The 17,267-nt window shown below is 33.6% G+C and carries 18 protein-coding genes; 5 read left to right on the top strand and 13 right to left on the bottom strand.

Annotated features, from left to right (window positions below):
• The first annotated feature begins 62 nt into the window (after positions 1 to 62).
• Both HUE87_RS04395 and HUE87_RS04390 read left to right on the top strand, forming a co-directional pair.
• Positions 63 to 641: an NUDIX domain-containing protein gene (locus tag HUE87_RS04395; RefSeq protein ID WP_229855225.1), complete on the top strand. Its 579-nt coding sequence runs from the start codon at positions 63 to 65 to the stop codon at positions 639 to 641.
• 72 nt (positions 642 to 713) lie between these two features.
• Positions 714 to 1,799 carry an alkene reductase gene (locus HUE87_RS04390; protein WP_194367518.1) on the top strand — a complete coding sequence of 362 codons (1,086 nt, stop codon included), beginning with the start codon at positions 714 to 716 and terminating at the stop codon, positions 1,797 to 1,799.
• On the opposite strand, the gene HUE87_RS04385 is transcribed toward HUE87_RS04390, so the two are convergent.
• A complete protein-coding gene (locus tag HUE87_RS04385) occupies positions 1,766 to 2,464 on the bottom strand; it encodes a pirin family protein (RefSeq protein WP_194367517.1) in 699 nt (232 codons plus the stop codon). The two genes, HUE87_RS04390 and HUE87_RS04385, sit on opposite strands and share 34 nt — an antisense overlap.
• 137 nt (positions 2,465 to 2,601) lie before the next feature.
• Between HUE87_RS04385 and HUE87_RS04380 the strand changes: the two genes are divergently transcribed.
• The gene (locus HUE87_RS04380) at positions 2,602 to 3,618 is read left to right on the top strand and encodes a polysaccharide deacetylase family protein (protein WP_194367516.1); all 1,017 of its coding nucleotides are present in this window, start codon (positions 2,602 to 2,604) and stop codon (positions 3,616 to 3,618) included.
• Positions 3,619 to 3,827: 209 nt separating this feature from the next.
• Here HUE87_RS04380 and HUE87_RS04375 read toward each other — a convergent pair whose 3' ends face one another.
• From HUE87_RS04375 to HUE87_RS04365, 3 genes are all read right to left on the bottom strand, one after another.
• Positions 3,828 to 4,106 carry a hypothetical protein gene (locus HUE87_RS04375; protein ID WP_194367515.1) on the bottom strand — a complete coding sequence of 93 codons (279 nt, stop codon included), beginning with the start codon at positions 4,104 to 4,106 and terminating at the stop codon, positions 3,828 to 3,830.
• Positions 4,107 to 4,589: 483 nt separating this feature from the next.
• Entirely contained in the window at positions 4,590 to 4,994 is a 405-nt protein-coding gene (locus tag HUE87_RS04370; RefSeq protein WP_194367514.1) for a POTRA domain-containing protein, read from the bottom strand.
• Positions 4,995 to 5,018: 24 nt separating this feature from the next.
• Positions 5,019 to 6,929 carry a TIGR00341 family protein gene (locus tag HUE87_RS04365; protein ID WP_194367513.1) on the bottom strand — a complete coding sequence of 637 codons (1,911 nt, stop codon included), beginning with the start codon at positions 6,927 to 6,929 and terminating at the stop codon, positions 5,019 to 5,021.
• A 115-nt stretch (positions 6,930 to 7,044) separates the two neighbouring features.
• On the opposite strand from HUE87_RS04365, the gene HUE87_RS04360 reads away from it, so the two are divergent.
• A complete protein-coding gene (locus HUE87_RS04360) occupies positions 7,045 to 9,303 on the top strand; it encodes a CHASE domain-containing protein (protein ID WP_229855223.1) in 2,259 nt (752 codons plus the stop codon).
• A gap of 118 nt (positions 9,304 to 9,421) precedes the next feature.
• Here the strand turns inward: HUE87_RS04360 and HUE87_RS04355 are convergent, their stop codons facing one another.
• The 4 genes from HUE87_RS04355 to HUE87_RS04340 form a co-directional block, all read right to left on the bottom strand.
• The gene (locus HUE87_RS04355) at positions 9,422 to 10,156 is read right to left on the bottom strand and encodes a Gabija anti-defense Gad2 family protein (RefSeq protein ID WP_194367512.1); all 735 of its coding nucleotides are present in this window, start codon (positions 10,154 to 10,156) and stop codon (positions 9,422 to 9,424) included.
• 220 nt (positions 10,157 to 10,376) lie between these two features.
• Entirely contained in the window at positions 10,377 to 11,015 is a 639-nt protein-coding gene (locus tag HUE87_RS04350; protein WP_194367511.1) for a helicase-related protein, read from the bottom strand.
• A gap of 41 nt (positions 11,016 to 11,056) precedes the next feature.
• Entirely contained in the window at positions 11,057 to 11,701 is a 645-nt protein-coding gene (locus HUE87_RS04345; protein WP_194367510.1) for an HAD family hydrolase, read from the bottom strand.
• Positions 11,702 to 12,901: a class I SAM-dependent rRNA methyltransferase gene (locus HUE87_RS04340; protein WP_194367509.1), complete on the bottom strand. Its 1,200-nt coding sequence runs from the start codon at positions 12,899 to 12,901 to the stop codon at positions 11,702 to 11,704.
• 106 nt (positions 12,902 to 13,007) lie between these two features.
• Between HUE87_RS04340 and HUE87_RS04335 the strand changes: the two genes are divergently transcribed.
• Complete coding sequence (locus HUE87_RS04335) at positions 13,008 to 13,823, top strand: class I SAM-dependent methyltransferase (RefSeq protein WP_194367508.1); 816 nt, start codon at positions 13,008 to 13,010, stop codon at positions 13,821 to 13,823.
• Positions 13,824 to 13,973: 150 nt separating this feature from the next.
• Here HUE87_RS04335 and HUE87_RS04330 read toward each other — a convergent pair whose 3' ends face one another.
• From HUE87_RS04330 to HUE87_RS04310, 5 genes are all read right to left on the bottom strand, one after another.
• Positions 13,974 to 14,933 carry a hypothetical protein gene (locus tag HUE87_RS04330; RefSeq protein ID WP_194367507.1) on the bottom strand — a complete coding sequence of 320 codons (960 nt, stop codon included), beginning with the start codon at positions 14,931 to 14,933 and terminating at the stop codon, positions 13,974 to 13,976.
• Positions 14,933 to 15,094 (bottom strand): hypothetical protein, encoded by a 162-nt coding sequence (locus tag HUE87_RS04325; protein WP_194367506.1) that lies wholly within the window; start codon positions 15,092 to 15,094, stop codon positions 14,933 to 14,935. Before HUE87_RS04325 ends, HUE87_RS04330 begins: the two co-directional genes overlap by 1 nt.
• A gap of 368 nt (positions 15,095 to 15,462) precedes the next feature.
• Positions 15,463 to 16,386 carry a glutaminase gene (locus HUE87_RS04320; protein ID WP_194367505.1) on the bottom strand — a complete coding sequence of 308 codons (924 nt, stop codon included), beginning with the start codon at positions 16,384 to 16,386 and terminating at the stop codon, positions 15,463 to 15,465.
• 15 nt (positions 16,387 to 16,401) lie between these two features.
• Entirely contained in the window at positions 16,402 to 16,797 is a 396-nt protein-coding gene (locus HUE87_RS04315) for an ester cyclase (protein WP_194367504.1), read from the bottom strand.
• A gap of 12 nt (positions 16,798 to 16,809) precedes the next feature.
• A complete protein-coding gene (locus HUE87_RS04310) occupies positions 16,810 to 17,058 on the bottom strand; it encodes a hypothetical protein (protein ID WP_194367503.1) in 249 nt (82 codons plus the stop codon).
• Positions 17,059 to 17,267 lie beyond the last annotated feature (209 nt).

Genomic DNA, 17,267 nt, shown 5'->3' with positions numbered 1-17,267 from the left:
CAATTAATACTAAAGTACCCTTATTTGATGTAAAATTCTATAAAATTTTATAATGAGCAAATATGAGCGAAATGAAAAGAGTAGAGTTCGGTGACCACTACAGAGATAAAAAGAATGCTGTATTCTTAGTTATATATGTAAATGAAATCTCGCCGTGGAAGTACTTTAACGATGAGATTAAAAGCATGAGATGTCCGGCAATAATCATGATAGACAGATGGGATGGACGAATGGGCTTTCCTGGTGGAACTGTTGATGAGGGCGAAGAGCTTTTAGATGCACTTGTAAGAGAGGTCAAAGAGGAGATAGGGATAAATGTAAAGCCAGACAAAGTCCGCCCTATTGCCTCACACGAGTGGAAGATAGCCACTCATCTTTACGGACTTGAAGTTCTAGAAGCTGAGTTTTTGCATATCTACTACCACATACTTAACAACTTTTCACGTTCCATTTTGCTTCATGCTTACGAAGAGGGTGATAAGTCCCACTTTTTATCTGAGATAACAGGGATAAAGATTATCCCTTTAGTCCAACATGCAGGAAAAGGGCTAAACCACTTTTTAGAGAACTCTTTTGCTGGTTCTGCTAAAAAAGAGCTGCTTATTTTACTTGATGAAGTTTTTAATATAAAGGTCAAGTAAAATATTAATTTATAATGTAAAAATAATTAATTTTGTGAGATAATAACTTCTATAATTTCACAGGAGTTAATTATGAATCTTTTCTCACCTATTAAAATCGGAACAAGCACTTTTAAAAACAGGATTTTTATGGCTCCAATGACACGATGCCGAAGTATTGAAAACAATGTGCCAAATGAAATGATGGCTACTTACTATGCTCAAAGAGCTTCAGCCGGACTGATAATATCAGAAGCAACGCAAATCTCAACGCAGGGAATTGGCTATCCATGTACTCCTGGAATTCATACACGCGAGCAAGTTCAAGGGTGGAAAAAAGTGACTAAAGCTGTACGTGACAAAGATGGAAAGATATTTTTACAACTGTGGCATGTAGGTAGAATCTCTCATTCTGCTTATCATAACGGAGAGCTCCCAGTAGCTCCTTCAGCTATAAAACCCTCCGGTCAAGTCTATACCTTTGATGGAATGAAGGAGTTTGAAACTCCACGAGCTCTTAACGTAAATGAGATAAAAGAGATTGTTAAAGAGTATGCAAACGGAGCTAGAAATGCCATTGAGGCTGGTTTTGACGGTGTTGAGATACATAGTGCAAATGGTTACTTACTAGATCAGTTCTTGCGTGACGGGACAAACATAAGAGAAGATGAATATGGAATGAGTATAGAGAATAGAAGCCGTTTTCTTTTTGAGGTCATTGAAGCAGTAACAAAAGAGATTGGTTCAGACAGAACTGGGTTAAGACTCTCTCCAAGCGGTACTTTTAATGATATGACAGACTCCAACCCACAAGAGCATTTTACCTATGTCTGTGAAAAACTAAATGATTTCAATCTTGCTTATCTTCATATTATAGATGCTCTTGATGCTGATATAAAACATGGAGCAAGTGTCGTAGAACTCTCTATTTTAAGAGATGCCTATAAAGGTGTATTAATTACAAATGGTGCATATGATAAAGAGAGAGGTAACAAAACTATAGAAAATAATTTGGCTGACGCTGTAGCATTTGGAGCACTTTTTATCTCCAATCCTGACTTGCCTGAGCGTTTTAAAACGGACGCTAAATTAAATGAGGCAGATACCAGTACATTCTACACACAAGACGAAAAAGGTTATACTGATTACCCTTTTGCCAACTCAACTAAAAGCAGATGAGCATTTTTTATTGCTTGTACGTGTAGACTCTCATCTTCTACTTTAGCCGCATCACCTTGTGCGAAAATTATCCCATTTATTTTCGCACTCCCTTCCATAACTTTTACATAAAGTGCTCGCCCCTCTAAAAGCTTAAACTCCAGATTTTTTCCATCATCCATTTCTGATGCATACATCGAGGCATCTTGGTAGATTTTTATTTTTGCACCACTCCCCTCAGGTCCAACTACATGTAGCCACTTGTTATGTCTATCTTCTAGTTCAAATTCTCTAGAACCATATTGCGGTTTCAGACCTTTTTCATTTGGAATAATCCATGTCTGAATAAGATGAAGCTCTTCCTCTGCTGCATTTATCTCAGAATGGGTGATGCCTGTTCCGGCACTCATATACTGAACAGAGCCTCTACTTAGACTCTCCATATGCCCCATGGAGTCCTGATGTGTCAGTTCACCTCTTAATACATAGGTAATAATCTCCATATCATTGTGAGGGTGTTCTCCAAACCCCTCATTTCCTTTTATAAGGTCATCATTCATAACACGAAGAGGACCATAGTGAATGTTGTCAAAATCTCTATATTCAGCAAATGAGAAATGAAAACGGCTTTTTAGCCATCCATGGTCTGCTAAATACAATAAGTTAAATGGTATGTGTTTTATCATTTTCTCACTCCTATGCTTTAAGATATATAATTTTTCATATACTATCATTATATGCTTTTAATGCCAATAGTTGTTTAAGGCTAATGAAAATATAATGTCCTGTTTTAACTGCAACTTAATAGCAATATGGAGAGTTTATGAATTTAAAAATCACACTGTTTATATTACTTTTTTTTCTTACCATACCTCTATTTGCCAATAGTGCCGTTGTGTTTATGTACCATCGTTTTGGTGAGTCGAAATACCCATCCACCAACATTACCATTGAGCAATTCAAGTATCAGCTAAATTACCTACAAAAAAACCACTACAATGTCTGGCCGCTATCAAAAGTAATAAGCTATATAAAAAACAAAAAAACTCTCCCTCCAAAAACAGTTTCTCTTACAATAGATGACGCCTATATAAGCACTTTCACAAAAGCTTACTCTATGCTAAAAAGCAAAAGTTTTCCATTTACTGTTTTTGTTAGCACGAACCAGGTTGACAGCAAATCTGACTCTTACATGTCATGGGAGCAGATGAGAGAGATGCAAAAAAATGGTTCTGAGTTTGCTAACCACTCACTAAGTCATGAGTTTCTTCTCCCTAAAGAAAATGAGTCGGACGAGTCTTGGAAAAAGTGGATTTCTGCTGAGATACAGGGAGCAGAACAACGGCTTAAAGAGGAACTAGGAGCAGATGTGAACAACCAAAAACTATTCTCTTACCCTTTTGGGGAATACACAATGCAAACCGCAGAGTTGGTGAGAGAACTAGGCTACATTGGAATCACCCAAACATCAGGTCCAGTTGGTGAGGAGAGTGACTTAATGGCAATAACAAGATTTCCAATGGCAGAGGCATTTGCTACCTCAGATGGTTTTAAAACCAAGTTAAACACAGTGCCTATGCCAATAGAAACTATTAAGCCAAGAGAGCCATTTATAAAAGAGAACCCACCAAAATTACGTATAAAGTTAAAAGAAGAAGTTAAAAATATAGGGTGCTACACATCCAACGGAGAAGCCATAAAAGTAAATTTGATTTCAAAAACAGAGTTTGAAATCAGTGCAGATAAAGAGCTAAAACCGCCTAGAGATAAGTATACATGTACAGCTCAAGCCAAAGATGAAAAATGGTATTGGCACAGCCATTTTTGGATAGTTAAATAGTTTCAACACTTCTACATGTAAGGCTTAATGAAAAATTTGGGCTCCTAAATAATTATTTATTCTTATAATTTACCAGGTAGTCATCTACTATTTTAAGTTTCAAACTCTTACTAAATCCATTGTGTATTTTTAAAAGTTTTTTCATAGGAGAAAACACTCCGCCATCTAATGCATTTGTAGTGTTGTTAATAACTATATTTTTTTCATTCTTATACGTAAAAAGTTATGGAAGATGTGTTGTTAAGCTTTTTGTATGCTGATACAAGTTTTTGATGAGTAAATGATTCTTTTAAAGTTTCAGGTTTAACAGTTTTCTCTGCTAAAAAATCTCTATGCTTTTCATACCATTCATTAAGTTTTTTTGTAAAAATAGTTTGAGTTGTTGATGTCAGGTTGTACATAATTTTTTGAAGATCTTTACCGGCTTCTAGTCTTGGATGCATTGTGATATATCTTTGTATAACTTTCTTTTGATGAAAGTGACACATTTGTACTGGATAATCTTTAAAAGCCTTGTATAAGCCTCTTTTTCCATCAATTAAAATATCTTTAAAAACTAGTGTACCTAGCTTGTCTTTTTTCTTTCCGTAAAAAGTAGCATTACAGACAATAACTACTGCTCTAGGATTATGAACCTTTAGAGAAAGTTCATAATCAAATATTTGCTTTCTTATCCATGGAATGCTGCGATGATAATCTTCAGCTAAGTGAATTAAAATTTGCCTTCTATAAACATACTTTTTAAAGATGATTTCTTGTAAATTTTTAGGTCTTCTTTTTGAACTAAACCAACTGTTGCATTCATGACAATAATATCTCTTAATCCCTCTTCTTAAACCTTTAGAAATAGTATTTTTAGAATTACATTTTGGACAAGTTTTAGAGCTTTTTTACAACCATTTGTAAATAAACCTTTGTTTACTCCTACTATACCATAGTTTGAAGGGTGTTTTAAGCACCCGTATTTACTATTAAGTCCTCTTTGAAAACTTACTACTCTCAAAAATATCACCCTGATTAAATGGTATTTTTGAACTAATATCAAGCTTTGATACTACTGCGACATCGGCTACCACAATAGGAAGTTTTTCACTAATACTTATATACAAAGACTCTTTGCTTTCTTCATAGGTAACAACAGTGTGAAAAAAGCCTCTGCTTTTGTAGTAGTTTTTAATAGTTTGAACAAGCAACATCGCTGTTTTTGGCTCTGCTGCAGGTTTTTCTTTGTAAAATTCATAGAAATATGGCTTATAAAGATTAATTACGCCATACAAATCACGCTCATCAATTTTATGATTGCCTTGAAAAAAAAGTGGAAGCGTCTCTACAAATAAAAGTGAGCTGAAAATAAAAAAAATAAACTTATTTTTCACTATGCTCCCCAACCTGTTGATATATTATTGAATAATTGTGTTTGTTGATATATTCAATACAACACTTTGTTTGAGCCTATCTTCAATATCTTGTTTAAGTAAATTTAAGTCTAATTTATCTAAAACATCATTTGAACTTGTTTGCAGAAATATTTCAGGTTTATTCTTGCTCAGGTCAACATGCAATACATGTATAGTGATTGTTTTACTATTTTCCATAAATGCGTAGTTGTTGAGTTTTCTAGTAATATTGTTTTGATTAATTGCTTTACTAAAAGAGATAACAAGTGGAATAGAAACCAGTACTAAAATAGCGGAGGTGTAAATAATACCTTTTTTTGCTCTACGAATTGGTGAATACCCTAAAACCAAAAAAGTGATTGCAGCTGATAAAGTGATTCCTACAAGGTTTGTAGAAAAAAGTAAAAACGAGCCATAGGTAACATCAAAATCTCCCCATCCAAGTCCAATCCCTGCTACACTCAGTGGAGGAACAAGAGCCACAGCAATGGCAACTCCAGCCAAACTTTTAGCTATTTCACTTTTCGAGTTCGCATAAGCACCGGCAATACCTGAAATAATTGCTACCATCAAGTCTAATAAATTAGGGTTTAGTCTGCCTCTCATCTCATCAGTTAAAACATTTAACGGTATTAAGTATGTATATACAGATGAGAATATCAGAGCTGTAATTATTCCAAACATTAGCGTTTTTAAACTATTTGTAATTAAAAAGCTCTCACCCCTTACTACACCCATTGACAAGGAGATAATTGGAGACATTAGTGGTGCTAGAATCATAGCACCAATTATTACAGGAGCCGAATTTTGAAACAGACCTGTAGTGGCAAGAAGGGTACTTAAAATCATTAGAACAATAAAAATTGAGCTGTGCTGTGAATTGTCTTTAAGCGATATAAACAGCTCTTTAAAATCATCCTCATTTGCTTTTTTAAAGAGTGGCACAGCTTCTTTTAAAAGTAAAGCTCCTACTTCCCCTTTTGGAAGATGTTTTGTTTTTATTATCTCTTTATCCTCTTCTAATTTTGTATTATCTTGTAGGCTTTGTATGACACTTGTTCCGATAGATAAAGTTAACGTATCTTTAAATACTTCTAAAGCAATCTCTTTTGAGCTCATTAATATACCATCAATCATAAAATCCATAGGTTTTGAGCTTCCTATATCGAGCTTTGAAGTTTTAATAAAACCAAGGGTTTTTGGTAAAGTGTTTGGATTTAATTTCGCATAAAATGTGACCACTAAAAGATAGTAGATATAAGAGAAGATGCTCGTAGGTGATATAATGAAGGCATTCAGCTTCCCATCATGCAGAGACAGTTCCTCATTAATAATATTATATTTTCCAGATGTTGCGTTATGTTCTACAATCATCACACCAGTTGCAGCAGTTTGAACGCTCTGCCCTTTTGCAGTAGTAAGGGTATAATCTTTAAATCCTAGATTTTTGAGGTTTAAATAAAAATTTTTCATTTTTGCAAAGATGCTTTGATTCTCTATATTTTTATAGTTGAGTCCGTGTACATCGCCAATTACAACATTTGTAAAAACTACTTCACAATTACATGTTAAAACATCAACACAGCTAATGTTATTTTCATTCATTGCTTCTTCGATTGCTATATAAACATCTTTTGAAATTCCATAACTGCCCATAGCTCTTATGCAATGATCATTAGGAATAAAACCTATCTTTATTGCAGTGTTTAAATGATTTTTGAGAAATGTTTTTATTTTTATATCATCTAAATATAATAGAGTAAGTGTAAACTCACTTACTTCATAAACTGTTTCTCTATAATCAACTATTTCAATATCAACTTCGTATTGAGTTTTAATATGTTCAATTATGCTTTGTAACTCTGGTGGAACTTCTATCTCATTGTTGTATGCAATAGCTACTTTTCTTATCACTTATAAACCTTAAGAGAGTTTTGGGTGTACTAAAACTATATGTAAAAATTAAATTAAAATACTATAAACATAGTATAGTATAATACTTGTATCAAAGAAAGTTAAAAGGTTTTTCATGTCTCTTAGATTTAATAAATTATGGTTATATATTACAATTTTTATTGGGTTTTCAATAAGTATCTTAGTGGGGTGGTTCGCCTATAAATACTATGAGGAGAAAGAACACTTACGCTTAGAACTTGCAACCAATGAAATAGTTATCCGCGTAAAAAACCGTATGTCCACATATGAACAAGTTCTAAGAAGCGGTGTTGGTTTATTTAATGCTTCGGATAATGTAACTCGCAATGAATGGGCAATATTTGTAAGTGAGCACAAACTAAATGAGAATTTCAATGGAATTCAGGGATTTGGTTATTCTGAAGTAGTTTTGCCACAGAACAAAAAAAGACATGAAGAACGTATAAGAAAAGAGGGGTTTTCTGATTTCAAAATACATCCAGATGGGCAAAGGGAGCTATATACTTCCATAATATATCTAGAACCTTTTGACAAGCGTAATATAAGAGCCTTCGGCTATGACATGTTCTCTGAGGAAGTACGTAGAGAAGCTATGACAAAAGCAATGCAAAGCGGTGAAGCAATTCTCTCAGGTAAAATTAAACTTGTTCAAGAATATAACAAGAATATTCAGGCTGGCTTTTTGGTCTATTTGCCAGTATACAAAAAAGGTTCCAAGCTAGACACAGTTCAAGATAGAGTTATAGCTACTCAAGGATTTGTATACGCGCCATTCCGAGTAAATGACCTTATGAGTGGCCTTTTGGGAACTATGTTTCCTAACATACATTTTGAAATTTTCGATGGTAATCAAACTATAAGAGAAAATATTCTCTTTGACTCAAATAAGAATGATGAGTTTGCTCAAGTATACAAAAAAACAAATATTACAATAAACGGGCATATATGGACACTTGTATTTAGAACAAGTGGCATCTTAAAAAGTGAAAATATTTACATTATTTTTCTTATTCCAAGCTTTACCCTGATACTAACTTTACTGCTATACTTATTGCTAAGCTCATTGATTAGGAGAAAAGAAAATGCGCTACTAATTGCGAAAAAAGCTACCCAAAGGTTGCATACCTCAGAAGAAAGACTTAGATTTGCATTAGAAGGTGCTGGAGATGGCTTATGGGACTGGAATCTCAAAACAAATGAGATCTTTTTTTCTAAACGATGGAAAGAGATGCTAGGGTATGAAGAACATGAGATATCAAATACTTTAGAAGAGTGGAAAAATAGAGTTCATCCAGAAGATCTTGAACAAGTCAATGCAGATATAAAAGCACATATTGAAGGTAAAAGTGATACTTATATAAATGAGCATAGAGTCAAGTGTAAAGATGATTCTTTCTTATGGGTACTTGATCGAGGTCATATAGTTCATCGTGGTATTGATGGGAGTCCAATACGAATGGTTGGCTCTCATAGCGATATTTCTGAGCGTAAACAGTCTCAATTGAAGTTACAAGAATACATACGAATAATTGACAAAAATGTAAATTCTTCAACAACTGATTTATATGGACAGATTACTAAAGTCTCACAAGCATTTTGTGATAACTCAGGTTACAGTAAAGATGAAGCATTTGGTAAAAATCACAATATTGTAAAACATCCAGATATGACAGATACTATCTATCAAGAGCTTTGGAAAACAATAAAAATGGATAATATATGGCGAGGCGAAATTAAAAACATGCATAAAGATGGTTCGGCTTATTGGGTAGATATGACTATATATCCAGTTAAGAATGAAAAAAATAAAACCATTGGCTATACGGCTATTCGACATGATATAACAGATAAAAAGCGTATTGAGGAACTTTCTGTCATAGACAGACTGACTCAACTTTATAATCGTCTAAAGTTAGACGAGATTTTTGCCATGAAACTAGCAACTTCAGGAAGGTACAATACACCTTTTTCTGTAATAATTATTGACATTGATTACTTTAAGCTTGTAAACGATACTTGGGGACACCAAGCAGGCGATGATGTTTTAAAAGAGTTTTCGTCAATTATAAAAGACAATGTTAGAGAAACAGATATTGTTGGCAGATGGGGAGGTGAAGAATTTTTAATACTATCATCAGACACAGACCTTGATAGTGCTATTAAATTATCTGAAAAATTAAGAGAGATAGTCTCTTTATTCCAATTTTCATTTACAGGACACACAACTGCAAGTTTCGGAGTGAGTTCATACCATGCTGGCGATGATGAAAAAACCATGGTAAAAAGAGCCGATGAAGCTTTATATCGCGCAAAAAAAAGTGGTAGAGATAGAGTAGAAGCAGAGGAATATTAAGCAAAACTCTACATCTCTTATATGTGATGTAGGACAACAAGTTCTAAATGTATTTAAACTTTATTTTTATAATTATAATATTCATTTACTGAACTAAAATATGCCTAGTTTATAGTGGTTATTTATCTTTATGATTATCAATATAATGTGTGATAGCATCTTTGATATTACTCAACTTATTTGGATTTCCTTGTAAGTTATTAAAGTATACAGATGCATCTTCATTATTCTCTATTTTTAAATCTGCAATTTTTGAGCATACTTGAAGAAAGACATCATAAGGAACATCATCCCCTCGTTTTAAAAAATAGATTGCTCTTTGAAGTGATACAAACGGATTGACACTAACTTTTGAGAGATTGTTGGTTCTTGTATTGATATAGTTTACAAACTCCATTCTCATATCACATTTTACAATGCTAAAGAGTCTCTTCTTTGTATTGTAACTACACTCAAAAGCTATCTTTGTAGAATCAAAATCAAATCCATCTACAAGTTCTTTCAAAGAAGCATTTTTAAATCTTTCTCTAAAAACAAGTTGGTAAATATCACTTTTATATCTGTACGTATATGAGTTGTTCTCATATTCAAAAAAGTCTTGGTTCATAGCACTATTTACAAGTTCTCTGTCTTCATTTGAAGGAAAGAACATATCTAAGTCCCGAAAAGTATCAGCTTTTAAACACGAACCTGCTAGAAAAAATTTAATATCAATTTTTTCTATATTATGTATGATTAATCTTTGAAAAAAACTATTTAACTTGATTGCTATATTGTCTAGTCGATAGTCTAGAAGAGATGCCTGTTCATATGAAAGCAACTCTTCATAATCTTTCCAAAATTTGTAAACCATAAATACTCCAAATTTAAAATAGTTAATCGAGATATTATATCTTATTATTATTCTAAGAGTGTTCAAAACAATCGTGAAGTTTGTTATAAATTTGAACGTGATAAAGAAAAAGTTTTAGATACTTTAAAACCATGTCATATTGATAAAATTGTCAGCAGTACTTAGAGTCTTATAAAATATATTTGCTCTTGAAATCGTTATATATAGAAACTTCTAAGCCCTACTCCGCTTTTTTCTTTTTAACTTTTTTTACAACCTGTGAGCGGTGACGAGGTTTCTTTTTCTTATCTTTAACAACGTGAGCTACCTCATCAGATACTTCTGGAGTGAAGCCTTCTAGCTCTTCTTGTGGCATTTCATTTTTCAACCTCAACTCTAAAATGCTTAACAGTCCCTCTTCTTCGGGAGAGACAAAACAGATAGATTCCCCTACTCCGTCAACAAGAATAAGGCGATTAAAATAGTCCTCATGCTGTGGAGGAAGGTCATAGTTTAGGATAGTTTGTATATTGTTTAACTCTAAGGTTTGCAAAATCATATCGGTAGTTATAAGGATATTTAATTCACCTGAGTTAAAGGATTTAGCTGCCTCTTCGTGCTGCTCGACTCTGTGATTTCCATGAATTGAAGCAGCTGAAATATCTTTAGTTTTTAGATATTCCTTGAGCTCATCTGCTCTGCGTTTACTTCTTGCAACAACGATACTCTGTTTCTTGTCACTGTTTTTAATAAAGTACTCAAACATAGAAGCTTTGTCACCATCTTCTACTAAATAAGCTACTTGTTTAGTGCGTTTTCCGACACTTACATTGTCATAGTATTTTTTTTTGCTAGGTTTTTTAGTTTTCTCTTCTGACATGTAGTTATTTCCTTAATATTTGAGCGAATTATAGCTGATTTTTACCGCTTCAACGATTTGAGCAGTGTTGGCAACTCTCTTAGTGTTTTAATCTTGTAAGTTGCACTGCTGAAGTCATGAGAAGCTGTAAATGTATTCTCTACGACTGCGCAATCTATCCCTGCATTTACAGCCGAACTAAGCCCTCTTTGTGAGTCTTCTATTACTAAACACTCATCTTTTAGAGCGTTAAACTTTTTCATACCTGCAAGATATGGGTCCGCATGTGGCTTAGCACGGGGATACTCTTCAACACAGAGTGTAAAATCCATATACTTTACTATCTCTCTTTGTGAGTGTATCAGGTCAAAATCAACTCTTCTTGAAGTAGTTACTATCCCAAAACTGTACTCTTTGGACAACTCTTCAAGAACATCAACTACACCATCTATCTCTATATGCTCAGATGAGATAAACTCTCGGTAGTAGATATCTCTTCGTCTTCTCTGCTCATCAACTGTTTTTTGAGTGTGTCCATGCTTCTTTGCCACTTCCCATGCTGTCCCACCTCTTGCCATTATCTCCATATAGACATCAAACGGAAGTTCTACATCTATCTCATTTAAAGATTTTTTATTTGCTTCGTAGTACCATTGTTCAGTCTCAACTAAAACGCCGTCATTGTCAAATAGAAGATACTTTTTCAATTACTTAACCTTTTTAATAAACACCACTTTAAGGTAATCTCCCTCTTTGAACTTCTCTGCAACCCTGAAATCTTTTGGCAGAGTGAAACTCTCTTCAACTGTGTATTTCCCACCAAGCTCTTTAAATGCTTTAAATATAAAGTCTCTAAACGTCATCATCCCAAAGTTGGCGTAGTTTGTAGAGGCGACTATGACACCGCCTCTGTTTGTTATCTGTATAGCCTCTTTAAGAAGTTTTACATAGTCTTTTGCTACAGAGAATGTAACTTTTTTAGACCTTGCAAAACTAGGCGGGTCAAGCACTACCAAATCAAACAATAAGTTCTTTTTTACGGCATACTTGAAGTAGTTAAAGACATCTTCAACTATAATCTCTTGACTCTCTACATGTATGCCGTTTATACTAAAGTGTTCTTCTGTTTTACTGCGGCTTCTGTTTGCCAAGTCAACGCTTGTAGTTTTGCTCGAACCGCCAAGAGCTGCAAAAACTGAAAATGCCCCCGTGTACGAGAAGGTATTAAGAACTGTTTTTCCTTTTGCGTATTTGTCACGTATTGTTTTTCGCACTTCTCTTTGGTCCAAAAACACGCCGACCATTGGTCCATCGTCCAAGTAGATGGCAAAATTTACACCGTTTTCTTTTACTATGATGGGAGCATCCGCTTTAGTTCCGCAAACAAAATCATCCGCATCGTCCAAGTACTGACCTTTTGCGTCAAACCTTTTCTTTTGGTACATCCCCTTGTACTCTACTGAAGATTTAAGCGCTTTTAAAACCTCATCTTTAAGTTCATATATACCAATGCTGTACCATGTTACCATATAAAAACCATCAAAATAGTCTATGGTCAAACCGCCTACTCCGTCACCCTCGCCGTTAAAAACCCTAAACGCCGTCGTCTCTTTGTCGTTAAAAAACTCTTCTCTGTACTCTATGGCAGATTTTATTCTCTTTGCAAAGTACTCTGCATCTATTTGTTCATCTTTGTTTGACGAGAGTACCCAACCGTAACCCTTGTTTTGAATACCGTAGTAACCTTTAGCAATGAACTTTTTTTTACTGTCCATTAGATTTACTATTGTCCCCTCTTTTGTCAATCTACTCAAATCTGCAATAGACTCTTTACAAATCAGTGGGTATCCATCTTTGTATTCATCAATATATTCGGGTTTTACAGTTAGCTCAATCTCTTTATACATGTTGTTTTTCCTTGGTGCAATTATAGTATAAATATGAATTGTGTTTTAAGGTTTTGAAGTTCATTATGATAGAATTATTAGAATGTAAACATCATGGAGAGAAAAAATGAGTGATGAAGATATAAAAAACAATATTAAAAATACGTTTGATGAAGTTGCAACCAGATATGAAAATATAGACTTTTTTAAGATTTCAGCTAAAAATATAGCTGATTTACTCCCGTGTGAAGGTGTGAGTAATGTTTTAGATGTAGCATGCGGCACCGGCAATGTTGTCTTGGAGTATGCTTCAACTTTTGCAGATGCCAACTTTGACGCAGTTGATATCTCAACACAGATGCTCAAGTGTGCAAAAGAAAAAGCCAAAGAGCAAAACATAACAAATATCACTTTTCACTGCTGTGATATTGAAACTCTCGACATGCAAAAGCAGTATGACATAGTTACATGTTCATACGCTCTGTTTTTTTTACCAAACCCCATAGAGACTCTTAAAATACTTTATGCACATGTAAAAACAGGTGGAACGCTCATCTTTACATCTTTTACACAAAATGCTTTTTCTCCCTCATCTAAAATACTTGGTGATTTGTTTGAATCATTTGAGGTTAAAACACCGCAAAAAAGCTGGAAAACTCTTCAAACTACTCAAGAGATAACCTATCTTTGCAACCAAGCCGACATAAAAGATTTTGATATTCATGAAAAAGCTATACGCTACCCACTGAGTCTGCCCGAGTGGTGGAGTTTAAACAATGACACAGCTCACAGAGGTATTTTGCTGCAGCTCTCTTTGGATGATTATGAATCAGTTAAAGAGATGTACTTTGAGGCTATGCAGTGGCATGAAGATGAATCAAGAATGGTAGAACTAAATGCAGACACTTTTTATACCATTATTAGAAAAGAGACTAACAAATAGTAACTAAATTCTGGTTCAAGTCCGGAATCACTGGTATATCGTCATTCCTAGCTTTACTTATCTCACTCCAATGCTGTGCCTGGAAGTATATATGTCAGTTTTTTTGTTTTGTTCTACATGTATGCATTCCCAACGAGGAAATTCCTTTTATTATTTTTTATTTTTGTATGGATTTGGGATAATTTGTGTATGAAAATCATATAAATTATTTTTACTACATCCTATTCCAAAAGGGTATGGGCTTACAAGATTTACATACCAGCCACCACCAAAAGCATATTCTTTATTGATTGCTAATATTTCATTTGTTTTATAATCTTTAATCATCTGTGTAGCTAAAGTGACTTCTAAAAAAGGAACTATATTATAGTTATAACTTTTATCAAAAGTACTATTATAAAAAATATACGAACTCGCAGGAACCTTAATCACATTTTTTAGATTGTATTTTTTTATGATTTCATCTGCATTTGTGCATGATTTTTTATAGTTTGGGTCTGTTTTTGAGAGGGTGTTGTATTTATTGTTGCATTTATTAAAATAAGCTCTTTCCAAGGTAAAATCTTTTTCATTTATTAAGCTAATAACTTCAATATTAGCTTCTTCTAAATGGTCTGTATATTTTTTATTTCTTGGGAAATAATCTTCTTCTTTTATATAAGAATATATATCTATATTATTATTTTTGATATATTCTTCAGCTTTTTTACAATCATAACTTTTCCATCTTTTAGTTTTACAATTATTGATGTAAACAGTTTTATGATATTTTAAATCATTTGCTAAATATATTCTTCCCTCAATTCCATATCTCTCACCTTTACTAGCAAGAGGTCTTTTTTGTTTATAAGTATCTATCCAATAATCCCTCTGCTCCTGTTCATCAGTTACAGTCTTATATATCTTTACTCCACCGTTTGTATAACATAGAGCTTTATATACCCCATATCCTATTATATGGTCACCTATAGGAAAAAGTAGTAAAAGTATAAAAGCTAAGTTCCTTAGTTTTGGATTAGTAATCTTTTTATTAATTAGTTTCTTTTTTATTATCGGAACTATAATTACATAGTATATTATTAGTGGTACGATTAATATTATTAAGCCCATTATGCTATCTCTCTTTCTTCTTTATTTTGCTCTACATGTAAGCTACATGTAGATATATTATTTGCTACTTTTAACTCTCTGCATGTAAAAGTTTTATTACATGTAGAGTTGTCTCTAAAATATGATTTGTCAGTTATTAGTACTTTAAGTATATTTGTCAATTTTATGCCTTAGTTTGTAAAGATATATAAATAGCAACTAGATTCTGGATCAAGTCCAGAATGACGGGTGTGTCGTCAATGACAGCGTTTTTCCAATAATGGACGTGTTTTCAATGACCACTTATTCAAATTAACGGCATATCGTCATTCCAAGCTTGACTTGGAATCTAGTTTATGAATTATTTACAAGTCTCAATTACAATATTTATAAATTTAAACAAGTTTACATTTTTAATTTTTATTTGACAACAAATAACAATATATTATAAAAAAGATGAATCATGTGTTAATAAAAGTTGCATATTGGTTGATTTTAATATTGGTAAAAAGAGGTAGATGTAAACTCTATTCTTAGTGGAAAGAGAAGACTAAAAGATAGAGAGACCTGTTTTGTCTGTAAACAGCTCCAATGCTTTAGTTCCTATAAGAGAGTTTCCTTGAGCGTTAAGTTCAGGTGACCATACACAAATGCCCATAGTCTTGGGAACGACAGCGACAATGCCTCCGCCTACTCCACTTTTTCCAGGCAGACCTACATGAAAGGCAAAGTCTCCGGAAGCATCATAGTGCCCACATGTAAGCATAACCGCATTTATCCGTTTTGCTTGCGATGGAGTTATGTAGCACTTGTCGGTTATTGGATCAACTCCGTGATTTGCAAGGTAAAGCATAGCTCTTGAGAGCATTTTAGTATTCATCTCCAGAGCACAATGTTTAAAGTATATACCGACTACATCTTCAACTTCGTTGTCAAGATTGTTAAAACTTTTCATCAAGTTTGCTAGGGCAAGATTTCTGTGTCCATATTGCATTTCAGAGGCCGCGACTACATCATTTGAATCAATAGAGTAGTCATCAGAAATTGATTTTATAAACTCTAAAACTTCATTATATGCGGCTTCACAACTACCATAATGGTTCATCAATGCATCTGTAATATTAATAGCTCCGGCATTTATAAATGGGTTTCTTGGTTTACCATTTTCGTATTCCAGCTGAACAAGAGAGTTAAATGGATTTCCAGATGGTTCATGACCAATGCGGCTATATAGATCTTTTGAGTAAAACTTTAGTGCCAATGTAAAAGTAAAAACCTTTGAAATACTTTGAACCGAAAAAAGTGTATCCGCTTGACCTACACTGTACTGAGTTCCATCAAACAGTGTTAGAGTCATAGCAAATTGTTTTGGATTTACTCCGGCTAAGGCCGGTATGTAGTTTGCAACTTTACCGGTACCAAACAAAGGGGTAATCTCATTTGAAATTTCGTCTATTATTGATTGGTAATCCATTATAACTGCCTTTATTTACTCGCTTAGTTGTTTATGAAGTGAGTTTAAATCACCTAATATATTTATACTTACAATCTTACCATCTCTAATTTGGAAAAAAGAAGCGCCAGAATAACATATTCGTCTGCCAGTTGGTGCATATTCAAACAGTGTACCATCATGAGTCCCTGTATAAGTAACATAAATTGCCACCATATTATTTTCATACACCGACATCTCTACAGCATGATAAAGGTTTGGAAATACACCAATTAACATTTGTGCATACTCTTTAAAACCATCTATCCCATTCGCTGTAATATCGAGTGAGCCTCTAAAGCGAATATCTTTGTCACAAATCATATTTGCTTTGTCAAAGTCCTTATCATTCCACATTTGGTAATAAGCACTAATTAGTTCTTTGTTTGTCATATTTGTTTCTTTCTAGTCAGTATAACTACGTTTATGTGGAAATTTTTGAACTGAGTCATACTCATCATCTTCCCAACCATCGTATTCATTATATGCATCATAATCTATAGTAAAAAGTTTTGGATAACCTAGCTTAACTAGTTCTTCATCTATAAAATTACGATTAAATCCTTTGTCCTCGCAAAGTAAAACGATATCAGCAATATCTGCTTCATCAACGCCACCAAGTTCCATTTCAAACACTACATCAGAAACGTTCATTACGCCCTCATAAATAAATAATTCTACGTGAGATCACCGTTTGATAAACATTATCAAACACAGCCAAAAAAACCTAAAATACCACTGAGTGGTATTTCTTTTGACCCAAAGGTTCTGCTAAAGTGAACCTATAATTTGAGTGCGAAATTATACATCTTTTTTTAATATTTTGAAGTTGATTATGCTAAACTTACTAAAAAAGAGAGAAT

This window comes from Candidatus Sulfurimonas marisnigri (assembly GCF_015265475.1).
Lineage (GTDB): Bacteria > Campylobacterota > Campylobacteria > Campylobacterales > Sulfurimonadaceae > Sulfurimonas > Sulfurimonas marisnigri.
This window is presented reverse-complemented; position numbering and strand designations above follow the sequence as displayed.